This is a genomic window from Streptomyces sp. 2114.4, from assembly GCF_900187385.1.
GTDB classification, from domain to species: domain Bacteria; phylum Actinomycetota; class Actinomycetes; order Streptomycetales; family Streptomycetaceae; genus Streptomyces; species Streptomyces mooreae.
The window spans coordinates 2,689,319-2,702,311 of sequence record NZ_FYEY01000001.1 but is presented as its reverse complement, the minus strand read 5'-3'; the positions used below and the strand labels follow the sequence as shown (position 1 = coordinate 2,702,311).

The following is a 12,993-nucleotide window of genomic DNA, read 5'->3' as shown; positions in this document are numbered from 1 at the left end:
GTATGTAAGGACAAAGTGTTGACAGGGTCTGACTCTCCCCGTTAGACCTTTCCTCAGAGCCGAACCCGCCGAATCCGCCGCGCCGGCCGACCCGAAGGGGCGCACATGACCGAGCCGTACGACCTGATCACCATGGGCCGCATCGGAGTCGACATCTACCCGCTGCAGACCGGTGTGCCGCTGGCGCAGGTGGAGACGTTCGGGAAGTTCCTCGGTGGCTCGGCCACCAATGTGGCGGTCGCCGCGGCCCGGCTCGGCCGGCTAAGTGCGGTCATCAGCCGCACCGGAAGTGACCCGTTCGGCGACTACGTCCACCAGGCGCTGCGCGACTTCGGTGTGGACGACCGCTGGGTGACCCCCGTCGACGCCTATCCGACGCCGGTCACCTTCTGCGAGATCTTCCCGCCGGACGACTTTCCGCTCTACTTCTACCGCCGCCCCAAGGCCCCCGATCTGGTCATCCGCCCCGAGGAACTGGACCAGGACGCGATCGTGGGCGCCCGGATCTTCTGGGTCACCGGCACGGGGCTGTGCGAGGAGCCCAGCCGCAGTGCCACCCTCGCCGCGCTGGAGGCCCGCGCCAGGACGGGGACCACCGTGTTCGACCTCGACTGGCGGCCGATGTTCTGGGGCGGCGAGGGCGGTGCCTCCGGGGACGGCGGCGCGAGCGGCGCCGCAGCCATGGCCGCCGCCCGCCCGTATTACGAAGCCGCCCTGCGGTACGCCACGGTGGCGGTCGGCAATGTCGACGAGGCCGAGGTCGCCACCGGACTGCGCGATCCCCAGGCCTGCGCCCAGGCGCTGCTGGACATGGGTGTCGAGCTCGCCGTCATCAAGCAGGGCCCCAAGGGCGTGCTCGCCGTGCACCGGGACGGCCGCATCGCCGAGGTCCCGCCGACCCCCGTCGAGGTCGTCAACGGCCTCGGCGCCGGCGACTCCTTCGGCGGCTCGCTCTGCCACGGCCTCCTGGCCGGGTGGGACCTGGAGCCGATGATGCGCTACGCCAACGCCGCCGGCGCGATCGTCGCCTCCCGTCTCGCCTGTTCGTCTGCGATGCCCACGGCCGACGAGGTCGACGCGTTCCTCGCGGGGCGGTGACCCCTGTGGCCGCATTCGTCCCTGTCACCCCTGCGGCCGCACCCACCCCGCCGCCCCGTCGACGACCACCCCGTCGCCCCGGGACCGCCCACCTCCGTCGCCCCGGGGTCGCCCCCGCAGCCGTCCCCGCCCCACCTGTGCACTCAAGAAGGTGAGTTGAGCCTTGAACCCTCGGATCAGTGACCTCGCGACGCTGCGGGCCCGGCACCCCGAAGCCGTCGCGGAGGCCGCCGCCCGCCGCACCCGTCGCCCGCTCATCGGCGACAGCGGCCGGCTGATGATCGTCGCGGCCGATCACCCGGCCCGCGGCGCGCTCGCGGTCGGAGACCGGCAGCTCGCCATGGCCAACCGCCTCGATCTGCTCGAACGCCTGGTCCTTGCGCTGTCCCGGCCCGGTGTGGACGGGGTGCTCGCCACCGCCGACATCCTGGAGGACCTGCTGCTGATCGGGGCCCTCGAGGGGAAGGTCGTGATGGGCTCGATGAACCGCGGCGGTATCGCGGGTGCCGCCTTCGAGATGGACGACCGGTTCACCGGGCACCGCCCCCAGGATCTCGCCCGGCTCCGCTTCGACGCCGGCAAACTGCTGCTGCGCATCGACTACAGCGACCCCGGTTCGCTGACCACCCTGGAGACCACGGCCCGTGCCATCGACGCGATGGCCGAGCGGCAACTTCCCGTCTTCGTGGAGCCGTTCCTCTCCTCCCGGAGAGAAGGCGCGGTCCGCAACGACCTCAGCGCCGAGGCCGTCACCCGCTCGGTGGCCATCGCCTCCGGCCTCGGCGGCACCTCCGCCTACACCTGGCTGAAGCTGCCGGTCACCGACGACCCCGACGCCATGGCCCGGGTCTGCGAGACCACCACGCTGCCGACGGTGCTGCTCGGCGGCGACATCGGCAGCACCGTCCAGGACCAGGAAGCCGCCTACGAGAAGTGGCGCAAGGCGCTGCGGCTGCCGACGGTGCAGGGCCTGGTCGTCGGCCGCTCCCTGCTCTACCCGGCCGACGGCGATGTCGCGGCGGCCGTGGACACCGCCGTGGGCCTGCTGTGACCACCCCGCCGGCCGGAGGTGACCACCGCCGTGGGCCAACGGTGAAGACCGTGGACACCACCGGAGGCCTGCTGTGAACACCGCGATTTCCGCAGGAGACTCGATACATGAGCACTGAATTCCACCTGAAGGCCACAGCGGCGGCCGACGGCCCGTATGCGCTGGACATCGATCCGAAGCGGGCGGGCTGGGGCTACTCCTCGCTGCGCGTCCTCGACCTGCCGCCCGGTGGCCACCACTCCTTCGCCACCGGTGACAGCGAATGGATCGTGCTGCCGCTGTCCGGAGGCTGCACGGTGCTGACCGACAGCGGTGAGACCGGTGAGGCCGGCAAGGCCGGTGAGACCAGCAAGACCGGTGAGGCCGGTAAGACCGGTGAGATGTTCGAACTGACCGGCCGGGAGAGCGTGTTCAGCGGGGTCACCGATTTCGCGTACGTACCGCGTGACGCCCATGTGCAGATCGCGAGCGGCGCCGGCGGCCGTTTCGCGCTCACCGGCGCCCGCTGCGAGCGCCGTCTGCCCGCCCGCTACGGTGCGGCCTGTGACGTCCCCGTCGAGCTGCGCGGCACCGGCAACTGCTCCCGCCAGGTCAACAACTTCGGCGCCGCGGGCACCTTCGAGTGCGACCGGCTCATCGCGGTGGAAGTGCTCACCCCCGGCGGCAACTGGTCCTCCTACCCGCCGCACAAGCACGACGAGTGCCGCCCCGGCGAGGAGTCCGAGCTGGAGGAGATCTACTACTTCGAGGTCGAGTCCGCGCACGGCACCGAAGGCGTCGGCTACCAGCGCGTCACCCCCTCGGGGCACGGCCGCGGCACCGACGTGCTGGCCGAGGTCCGCAGCGGTGACGCGGTCCTGATCCCCGACGGCTGGCACGGTCCGTCGATCGCGGCGCCCGGCCACGCTCTGTACTACCTCAATGTGATGGCCGGGCCCGGCGAGACCCGTGAGTGGCTGATCTGCGATCACCCCGACCACGGCTGGATCCGCTCCACCTGGCCCGCTCAGCCCGTCGACCCCCGCCTCCCCCTCTACGAAGCGCCCACAGGAGACGCCCGATGAACGCTCCGACGACCCGCCGGCTGACGGTCGCGCAGGCCCTGGTCGAGTTCCTGGCCCACCAGTACACCGAGCGGGACGGCCGCCGGCACCGCCTGATCAACGCCTGCTGGGGCATCTTCGGCCACGGCAATGTCGCCGGCCTCGGGCAGGCGCTGCTGGAATCGGGGGCTGCGTCCCACCAGGGGACAACCCCCGGACCCCCGGTGCTGCCGTACCTCCAGGGCCGCAACGAGCAGGCCATGGTGCATGCCGCGGTCGGCTACGCCCGGCAGCGCGACCGGCTCGGCGCGCAGGCCGTCACCACCTCCATCGGCCCCGGCGCCACCAACCTCGTCACCGGCGCCGCGCTCGCCACCGTCAACCGCCTCCCGGTCCTGCTGCTGCCCGGCGACATCTTCGCCACCCGGCCCGCCGACCCCGTCCTCCAGCAGCTCGAAGTGCCCTTTGCCGGTGATGTCTCGGTCAATGACGCGCTGCGCCCGGTCTCCCGCTACTTCGACCGGGTCACCCGGCCCGAGGCGCTGATCCCCGCGGCCCTGCAGGCCATGCGGGTGCTCGCCGACCCCGTCGACACCGGCGCCGTCACCCTCGCGCTGCCGCAGGACGTGCAGGCCGAGGCGTACGACTGGCCGGAGGAGTTCTTCGCCGACCGGGTGTGGCGCGTCCCGAGGCCCGCCCCCGACGCCGACGCCCTCGCCGAGGCCGTACGGGCCCTGCGCGGCGCCCGCCGGCCCTTGGTCATCGCGGGCGGCGGGGTCCACCACAGCGAGGCCGAGGACGCGCTGTGCGCGTTCGCCGACGCCACCGGCATCCCGGTCGCGTCCACCCAGGCCGGCAAGGGTTCGCTGCGCCACGACCACCCCGCCGACGTGGGCGGCATCGGCCACACCGGCACCGCCACCGCCGACGCCCTCGCCCGCGAGGCCGACGTGGTCCTCGGCGTCGGCACCCGTTACACCGACTTCACCACCGCCTCGTCGACCCTGTTCGCCGCGCCCGGTGTCCGCTTCGTCAACCTCAACATCGCGTCCTTCGACGCCCACAAGCTCGGCGGGCTCTCCCTGGTCGCCGACGCCCGCGCCGGTCTGGAGGCGCTGGCGAAGGAGCTGTCCGGCGAGCGGGTCGACGCGGAGTACGAGGCCGCCTACCGGGAGGCGAAGGCCGGCTGGGAGCGGCGGGTGGACGCCGCGTACGGGGCCGCCGACCCGTCGGTGCGGCCCTCGCAGACCCAGGTGCTGGGCGCGCTGGACGCCGTGGTCGACGACACCGACGTGATCATCAACGCGGCCGGTTCCCTCCCCGGTGACCTGCACAAACTCTGGCGTGCCCGGTCCCGCAGGCAGTACCACCTGGAGTACGGCTACTCCTGCATGGGCTATGAGATCCCGGCCGCGATCGGCGTCCGGCTCGCCGCCCCCGACCGGCCGGTGTGGGCGCTGGTCGGCGACGGTACGTATCTGATGAACCCCACCGAACTGGTCACCGCGGTCCAGGAGGGCATCCACATCAACGTCGTCCTCGTCCAGAACCACGGCTATGCCTCGATCGGCGGGCTGTCCCAGGCCACCGGCGGTGAGCGCTTCGGCACCGACTACCGCTTCCGCGCCGCGGACGGCACGTACACCGGTGCGCCGCTGCCGGTCGATCTCGCGGCCAATGCCGCGTCGCTGGGCATGCAGGTGCTGCGGGCGGCCACCGTCGGTGAGCTGCGTGCCGCGCTGGCCGAGGCGCGGGGCGCGAACCGGCCCACATGTGTCTATGTCGAGACCGAAACGGCTGACACTGTGCCGGGCGCGCCCGAGGCTCAGGCCTGGTGGGATGTGCCTGTTGCCGAGACCGCGACACGTCCGGCGGCGGTGGCTGCCCGGGAGGCGTACGACCGGCACACCGCCGGGCGCCGCCGCCACCTCTGACTCCCGCTCGAAGTCGTCACCCAGAAAGGCCCTCCGCATGAAGACCCTCAGCCACTGGATCGGCGGTAAGCCCGTCGAGGGCGTCTCCGGCAACTTCGGCCCGGTCTACAACCCGGCCACCGGAGCCCAGGAGAAGCAGGTCGCCTTCGCCTCGGCCGACGAGGTCGACGCCGCGGTGCGCGCGGCCAAGGAAGCTTTCCGGACCTGGGGCAGCAGCTCCCTGGCCAAGCGCACTTCGGTGCTGTTCAAGTACCGCGAGCTGGTCGACGCGCACCGCGAGGAGATCGCCCGGCTGATCACCGCCGAGCACGGCAAGGTGCACTCCGACGCGCTCGGCGAGGTCGCCCGCGGTCTGGAGATCATCGAGCTGGCCTGCGGCATCCCCGAGAAGCTGAAGGGCGAGCTGTCCACGCAGGTCTCCACCCGGGTGGACGTGGCGGCGATCCGCCAGTCGCTCGGCGTGGTCGCCGGCATCACGCCGTTCAACTTCCCGGCGATGGTGCCGATGTGGATGTTCCCGCTGGCCATCGCCTGCGGTAACACCTTCGTCCTCAAGCCGAGCGAGAAGGTGCCCAGCGCCGCGTTCAAGCTCGCCGAGCTGGCCGCCGAGGCGGGGCTGCCCGACGGGGTGCTGAATGTCGTCCACGGCGACAAGGTGGCCGTCGACGCCATCCTGGAGCACCCGGACATCGCCGCGGTCTCCTTCGTCGGCTCCACCCCCATCGCCCGCTACATCCACACCACCGGCACCGCCAACGGCAAGCGCGTCCAGGCGCTGGGCGGCGCCAAGAACCACATGCTGGTCCTGCCGGACGCCGACCTCGACCTGGCCGCCGACTCCGCGATCAACGCGGCGTACGGCTCGGCCGGCGAGCGCTGCATGGCGATCTCCGTCGTGGTGGCCGTCGGCGAGACCGCGGACCCGCTGATCGGCAAGATCAAGGAGCGCGCGGACAAGTTGCGGATCGGCCCCGGCGACGACCCGGCCTCCGAGATGGGCCCGCTGATCACCAAGGTTCACCGCGACAAGGTCGCCTCGTACGTCTCCGGCGCCGCGGCCCAGGGCGCGGACGTCGTCATCGACGGCACCGGCTACACCGTCGAGGGCTACGAGGACGGCCACTGGATCGGGGTGTCCCTGCTGGACCACGTCACGCCCGAGATGGACGCCTACCGTGACGAGATCTTCGGCCCGGTGCTGTCCGTGGTCCGCGTCGAGACCTACGACGAGGCCATCGCGCTGATGAACAACTCGCCGTGGGGCAACGGCACCGCGATCTTCACCCGGGACGGCGGCGCGGCCCGCCGCTTCCAGATGGAGGTCGAGGCCGGCATGGTCGGCGTGAACGTGCCGATCCCGGTGCCGGTGGGCTACCACTCCTTCGGCGGCTGGAAGGACTCGCTCTTCGGCGACCACCACATCTACGGCAACGACGGGGTGCACTTCTACACCCGCGGCAAGGTCGTCACCACCCGCTGGCCCGACCCGTCCGACGGCGGTATCAACCTGGGCTTCCCCAGCAACCACTGAGGGACGTTCCGACGGACCCCCTGCCGGCCGTACCGGCAGGGGGTCCGTCATCTCGGCGTTGCTACGGTGCTCCCTCGCCGCGCATCGACACAACCGGGGGACGAAATGCCGCAATCCATGGCGCTCGCCAAGGGCGCCCGTATCACCGGCGGAGTTTTCTGCCTGTTGTTCTTCCTGTTCACGGCCTACTGGCTGGCCGCGGACGCCGGCGAGTTCGGCCTCGGCGGCCTCTGGGAGGCCTGGGCCCGTCAACGTGCCGGCCTGAACCAGGCCACCACCCCCTTCCATGTCGGCCTCGCCGCGGTCCAGTTGGCGGCGGCGCTCGCGGCCTTCGCCGGGCGGCGGGTGGCCGGCGGACTGCTGGCCGTCGCCACCACCGTCACCTTCGCCACCGCGACGCAGGCCACCTTCAGCACCGGCCTCCACACCAGCGACAACCGCTGGTACCTGCACGCCGACATCGACACCGCGCCTTTCGAAGGCGTCTTCCTCAGCAGCGCGTGCCTGTTCCTGCTGTCCTTCGCCGCCTGCGTCGTGCTGCTCGCCGGTATGCGCTCCTGGCCGCGCCGTACCCCCACGGACCCGCCGAAGCGCCCGGCGCGGACGGCCGGCCTGGCGGCCGGTCTGCTGCTCGGCGTGATGGTGCTGTGGAACCTGGTCTGGCAGGGCTACATCCTGGTGCAGAGCGACGCCGCATCCCTCCCCGTGTTCTACCTGGGCAAGGGCATCCTCAGCGCGCTGCTGAGCATGGCTCCCGGCTGGTCCGCCCTGGTCTTCCTCGTACTGACCGCGGTGGCCATGCTGAGCAGCCTGATGCGCGGCCCGGCGGCCCGCGGGCTGGCCTTCGGGCTGGCGGTCGTGGCGCTGCCCGGCGCCCTGGTGACGGTGATCGCGCTGGCCGGCCACGGCACCCTCTTCGAGATGAGCGACTCCACGCCGGGCCTGAGCGTCATCGGTGACATCGGGCTGCTGCTCGACCTGTTCGGCTCGGCGGCGCTGCTCGCCTTGACGGTCCGCGGTGAGCCGGTCGCCCCCGCCTGGTTCGCGCCGGCGCCGGGCCCGCAGTTCGCCGCGCCGGGTTTCGCGGCGCCGGGCGGCCGGCCCGCACCGTCGGCCGGTCCGCAGGCCCCGCCGCCGGGCCCGCCGGCCTGGCAGCCGCCCGCCGGCCCGGTGCCCCCGGTCAGCGGCCCGTCGCCGGCGCCGCCCGGTGCCCCGCCGATGCCGCCGGGCACCCCGCCGCCCGCGCAGGGCGGGTTCGGGCCGCCGCAGTACTGACGGGCGTGCGGCGCCCCTGTTCCACGGGGCCGCAGCCACGGGCCGCGGTCCCCGTACCGCAGCCGCGGTACGAAGGCGCGAACCCTACTCCCCGGGCAGGCCGCGGGGGTCGTCCCGGGGTACCGGCCGCCCGCCGTGGCCCGTCCCTAGGATTCACGGTATGGATCTGCGAGGCCTCAGACCGCGCGGCCGGCGCCGGTACGCCGCCGCGGCCGCGCTGGCCGTCCTCATGGGAGGCGGCACCTGGGCGGCGGCCGCCCCCTCGGACGCCGCGCCCGCCGTCCACCGCACGGGCCGGGTGATGACGATGCCCGACCGGCCGGGCAGCAAGAAGGAAGTGCGGATCGACACCTCCTTCTTCACGGCGGGGAGCGCCGCGCGGCGGCGGCCCGCCGTCCTGCTCGCCCACGGCTTCGGCGCCACCAAGGACACCCTCCGTCCCCAGGCCGAGAAGCTGGCCCGGGACGGGTACGCCGTCCTGACCTGGTCGGCGCGCGGCTTCGGCAGGTCCACCGGCAAGATCGGGCTCAACGACCCGCACGGCGAGGTCGCCGACGTCCGCCGGCTGATCGACTGGCTGGCCGAGCGCCCCGAAGTCCGGCTCGACAAGGCCGGCGACCCCCGGGTGGGCGTGGCCGGCGGCTCCTACGGCGGCGCGATCTCGCTGCTGGCGGCCGGCTACGACCGGCGCGTCGACGCCATCGCCCCGCAGATCACCTACTGGAACCTCGCCGACGCCCTCTTCCCCCACGGGGTCTTCAAGAAGCTGTGGGCGGGCATCTTCTTCACCACCGGCCCCGCGGGCACCACCGGCTCGCCGACCGCCCCGCCCTCGGCACCCGGCGGCTGTGTCCGGTTCGAGCCGGAGCTGTGCCGGACGTACGAGCGCGTCGCCGAGAAGGGCAGACCGGACGAGGCGGCCCGCCGGCTCCTGGAGTCCCGCAGCCCCGCCGCCGTCGGCGACCGCATCAAGGTGCCGACGCTGATCATGCAGGGCCAGACCGATTCGCTGTTCCCGCTCGGCCAGGCCGACGCCATGCAGCGGGCGATCCGCAAGAACGGCGCCCCGGTCGACGTCGACTGGATCGCCGGCGGGCACGACGGCGGCGACCGGGAGCTCGGCCGCCTGGAGACCCGTACCGAGGACTGGTTCGACCGCTATCTGAAGGGCGACCGGCACGCCGCCACCGGGCCCGCGTTCCGGATCAGCCGCACCGGGGGAGTGGACTCCACCGACGGCGCGGTGCGGCTGCGCGGCGCGAGCGGGGGCAGCTACCCCGGCCTGGAAAACGATCCCCGGCGGGTCCGCCTCGCGGGCCGCCCCCAGGCCTTCAGCAACCCGGCCGGTGCCGGACCGCCCGCGATCTCCGCGGTGCCCGGTGTCGGCGCGCTCGGCAACCTCTCCTCGCTGGGCGCCGGCGGGCTGTCCGTGGACTTCCCCGGCCAGTACGCGGCCTTCGCCTCGGCGCCGCTGCGCACCCCCCTCCACCTCACCGGCAGCCCCACCGCCACCGTCCACGTGCGGTCCAGCTCCCGGGACGCGGTGTTCTTCGCCAAGGTCTACGACGTCGCCCCGGACGGCCGCCGCCAGGTCCTGCCCTCCCAGCTGGTCACGCCCTACCGCGTCAAGGATGCCCACGACGGCAGGACCGTGCGGCTGCACCTGCCCGCCGTCGACCACGAACTCGCCGCCGGCCACCGCCTGCGGCTGGTGCTCTCCGCCACCGACCTCGGCTATGCCTCACCGGCCGAACCCGCCACCTACCACGTCTCGCTGCAGGGCGGCGCCCTGAACGTGCCCACCGCGCCCCAGGTGCGCAGCGCGGCCGCCCCGCTGCCCGCCTGGACCTGGCAGCTGCCCGCCGCGGCCGCGGTGGTGGCCGCGCTGCTGCTGCTCACCGCCCGCCGCAAGGCCGCGGCGCCCGCCCCCGATCCGGCGCTCGCCGAGGTCCCGCTGCAGATCAGCGGCCTGAGCAAGCGCTACGCCAAGTCCGCGGCGGGGTATGCCGTCCAGGATCTGAGCTGCCGTGTCGAGAAGGGGCAGGTGCTCGGCCTGCTGGGGCCCAACGGCGCCGGCAAGACCACCACCCTGCGCATGCTGATGGGGCTGATCAGGCCCGACGAGGGGGAGATCAGGGTCTTCGGGCAGGCCGTCCGGCCGGGCGCCGGGGTGCTGTCCCGGGTCGGGGCGTTCGTCGAGGGCGCCGGCTTCCTGCCGCATCTGTCCGGCCGCGCCAACCTGGAGCTGTACTGGCAGGCCACCGGCCGGCCCGCCGCCGACGCGCACCTCGACGAGGCGCTGGAGATCGCCGGCCTCGGTGACGCCCTGCAGCGCGCCGTCCGCACCTACTCCCAGGGCATGCGGCAGCGGCTCGCGATCGCCCAGGCCATGCTCGGGCTGCCGGAGCTGCTGATCCTCGACGAGCCGACCAACGGGCTCGACCCGCCGCAGATCCGTGCGATGCGCGAGGTACTGATCGGCTACGCCGCCGCCGGACGCACCGTCATCGTCTCCAGCCATCTGCTGTCCGAGGTCGAACAGAGCTGTACGCACCTGGTCGTGATGGACCGAGGGCGGTTGGTGCGGTCCGGCCCGGTCGCCGAGATCACCGGCTCCGGTGACACCGTGCTGGTCGGCGCCGCGGAAGCGGTCGGCGACGCCGTGGTGGAGAAGGTGGCCGCACTGCCGGGGGTGGTCTCGGCCGTGCGCGCGGAGGGGGGCCTGCTCGTGCGGCTGGGCGGCGGCCTCACCACCACCGGGCTGCTCACCGAACTGCTCCGGCTGGAGGTCGCGGTGGACCGCATCGGCCCGCACCGCCGCCTGGAGGACGCCTTCCTCACCCTGATCGGAGGTGACCGATGACCGCGCACGCCACGGCGCGGGCGCCGGGTTACCGGCCGCGCCGCACCCTGCCCCTGCGCGTCGAGGCACGCCGCCAGCTGCGGCGGCGCCGCACCCTGGTGATCGCCGCCGTTCTGACGCTGCTGCCGTTCGTGCTGGTGGCGGCGTTCGCGATCGGCGGCGACCCGCACGGCCGCGGCAACGGCCGGATCACCCTGATGGACACCGCCACCGCCTCCGGCGCCAACTTCGCCGCCACCGCCCTGTTCGTCTCCGCGGGCTTTGTGCTGGTGGTCCCGGTGGCCCTGTTCTGCGGTGACACGGTCGCGTCCGAGGCGAGCTGGTCCTCGCTGCGCTACCTGCTGGCCGCGCCGGTCCCACGGGCCCGGCTGCTGAGGGTCAAGCTCACCGTCGGGCTGCTGTTCAGCGCCGCCGCGATGCTGCTGCTGCCGCTGGTGGCGCTGGGCGTGGGCACCGCGGCGTACGGCTGGGGCCCGCTGCAACTGCCCGCCGGCGGCGCGCTGTCCGCGTCGGAGGCGCTGCCGCGTCTGGCGGTCGTGGTCGGCTACCTCTTCGTCAGCCAGCTGGTCACCGCGGCCCTGGCGTTCTGGCTGTCGACGGTGACCGACGCGCCGCTGGGCGCGGTCGGCGGCGCCGTCGGGCTGACCATCGTCGGCAATGTCCTCGACCAGGTCACCGCCCTGGGCAGCTGGCGCGAGGCGCTGCCCGCCCACTGGCAGTACTCCTGGGCCGACGCGCTGCAGCCCGGGTGGGAGTGGTCCGGGATGATCCAGGGCTCGGCGGTCTCGGTGGCGTATGCGCTGGTGCTGTGCGCGCTGGCGTTCCGGGGGTTCGCGCGCAAGGACGTGGTGTCGTGACGGCGGGGTGAGGGGGCGTCGCCGCGGGGGTGGCGCGGTGGGGGCGTGACGGCGGGCCGGGCGGCGGGGGACGCGGCTCCCGCGCCGCCCGTGGCGGCCGCGGTCAGGCGGTCGGCCCCTGCATGCGGGCACTGACCCAGCGCATCGTGCCCTCGCCCAGCCCCTGCACATACGTCTGTGCGCTGTGCGTGCCGCCCGGCACGATCTGCAGCCGGGTGTGCACCGGCCCGTGCCCGTAGCGCGCGATGAACTTCCGCACCTTCGGCAGCACCGTGTTCTCCCGGGAGCCGTCCTGGAAGGCGAGGTAGACCGGCGGTCCGCCGCGTGCGATCAGCCGGCGGGCCAGGACCTCCGGGTTGTTCTCCCGCTCCTCCTTGGCGTGGCCGTTCCACAGCGGCGAGTCGGGCACGATGTCCGGCCCGTTGGGTATCGCCACCTTGAACGTCTCCGGGTTCTGCAGCACGTTCTTCAGCGCCGCGAACCCGCCCGAGGAGGAGCCCATGACGGCCCAGGCGTCGCGGGTCTTGAGGGTGCGGAAGTTCTGCCGTACGAGATCGGGCACGTCCTGGCTGAGCCAGGTGCCGATCTTCGGCTGGCCCGGTATGTCGCTGCCGTCGTAGTACTGCTTGTCATTGGGGTTGAGCACCGGCATGACGACGATGAAAGGCAGGCTGGTGCCGTTCTTGGACCACCGGGCCAGGTTCTCCTCCAGTTTGAGGTCGGAGCCGATCCAGTAGTTGGTGGGGAAGCCGTACGCGCCGGGCAGCGCCTCCATCACCGGGAAGCCCTTGCGCGCGTTCCGCTTCTCGTAGTACTCCGGCGGTGCCCACACCCACACCTTCCCGGTGAAGCCGGACTTGGGGCCGTGCAGGGTGGTCACGCCGATCGGGGTGTTCTCGCCGGCGCCGCCGACCCGGCTCTCCTCCTCGAAGCTGATCGGACGCGTGGGCCACTGCACCAGCGACCGCTTTCCCGGGGGCGTGGCATGCAGTGCGGCGCCCGACTTGGGGCCGCCGAACCGCAGGGGAGAGGCCTGGGTGGCGCCGCTGCCGCAGCCGGACGTACCGACGAGGACGGTCAGGGTGATCAGCGTGATCACCGCGGGGAACAGGGCTTTGCGCACGGGGCCTTCTCCTTGCCGACATCCGGGAACCGTCCCCGGCTGGCCAGCAAGAGGGGGTGGCGCGGGCCCGGGTTTCCCTTCCGGGGTGTCGGTTTGCTCGCACCGCCCCGCGGAATCCGGGCATCCCCTTCGTGACCTGGGACGCTTTACGCAGGCAGGGAGGCTGGTTTACCGGGATTTTCCCGGTCGGCGGGCGGCGGGACGCGGGGCACCACACC

9 protein-coding genes are annotated in these 12,993 nt (G+C 73.1%); 8 read left to right on the top strand and 1 reads right to left on the bottom strand.

What is annotated here, in order from left to right; genetic code table 11:
* Positions 1–105 precede the first annotated feature (105 nt).
* From iolC to CFW40_RS11665, 8 genes are all read left to right on the top strand, one after another.
* Positions 106–1,098, top strand: a complete 993-nt coding sequence (iolC, locus tag CFW40_RS11700) for a 5-dehydro-2-deoxygluconokinase (protein ID WP_088797729.1) — start codon at positions 106–108, stop codon at positions 1,096–1,098.
* Between the two features lie 163 nt (positions 1,099–1,261).
* Positions 1,262–2,149 carry a deoxyribose-phosphate aldolase gene (locus CFW40_RS11695; RefSeq protein ID WP_088797728.1) on the top strand — a complete coding sequence of 296 codons (888 nt, stop codon included), beginning with the start codon at positions 1,262–1,264 and terminating at the stop codon, positions 2,147–2,149.
* Between the two features lie 107 nt (positions 2,150–2,256).
* Positions 2,257–3,213, top strand: a complete 957-nt coding sequence (gene iolB, locus CFW40_RS11690) for a 5-deoxy-glucuronate isomerase (protein WP_088797727.1) — start codon at positions 2,257–2,259, stop codon at positions 3,211–3,213.
* Positions 3,210–5,126 (top strand): 3D-(3,5/4)-trihydroxycyclohexane-1,2-dione acylhydrolase (decyclizing), encoded by a 1,917-nt coding sequence (gene iolD / locus CFW40_RS11685; protein ID WP_088797726.1) that lies wholly within the window; start codon positions 3,210–3,212, stop codon positions 5,124–5,126. The genes iolB and iolD overlap by 4 nt, the downstream gene beginning before the upstream one ends.
* Before the next feature lie 37 nt (positions 5,127–5,163).
* Positions 5,164–6,657: a CoA-acylating methylmalonate-semialdehyde dehydrogenase gene (locus CFW40_RS11680; protein WP_088797725.1), complete on the top strand. Its 1,494-nt coding sequence runs from the start codon at positions 5,164–5,166 to the stop codon at positions 6,655–6,657.
* A 105-nt stretch (positions 6,658–6,762) separates the two neighbouring features.
* Positions 6,763–7,932, top strand: a complete 1,170-nt coding sequence (locus CFW40_RS11675; protein ID WP_256331505.1) for a hypothetical protein — start codon at positions 6,763–6,765, stop codon at positions 7,930–7,932.
* Between the two features lie 160 nt (positions 7,933–8,092).
* A complete protein-coding gene (locus tag CFW40_RS11670; RefSeq protein WP_088797723.1) occupies positions 8,093–10,795 on the top strand; it encodes an alpha/beta fold hydrolase in 2,703 nt (900 codons plus the stop codon).
* Entirely contained in the window at positions 10,792–11,652 is an 861-nt protein-coding gene (locus CFW40_RS11665; protein ID WP_088797722.1) for an ABC transporter permease, read from the top strand. Before CFW40_RS11670 ends, CFW40_RS11665 begins: the two co-directional genes overlap by 4 nt.
* A gap of 103 nt (positions 11,653–11,755) precedes the next feature.
* Here the strand turns inward: CFW40_RS11665 and CFW40_RS11660 are convergent, their stop codons facing one another.
* Positions 11,756–12,775: an esterase family protein gene (locus CFW40_RS11660; RefSeq protein WP_088797721.1), complete on the bottom strand. Its 1,020-nt coding sequence runs from the start codon at positions 12,773–12,775 to the stop codon at positions 11,756–11,758.
* Positions 12,776–12,993: the final 218 nt, after the last annotated feature.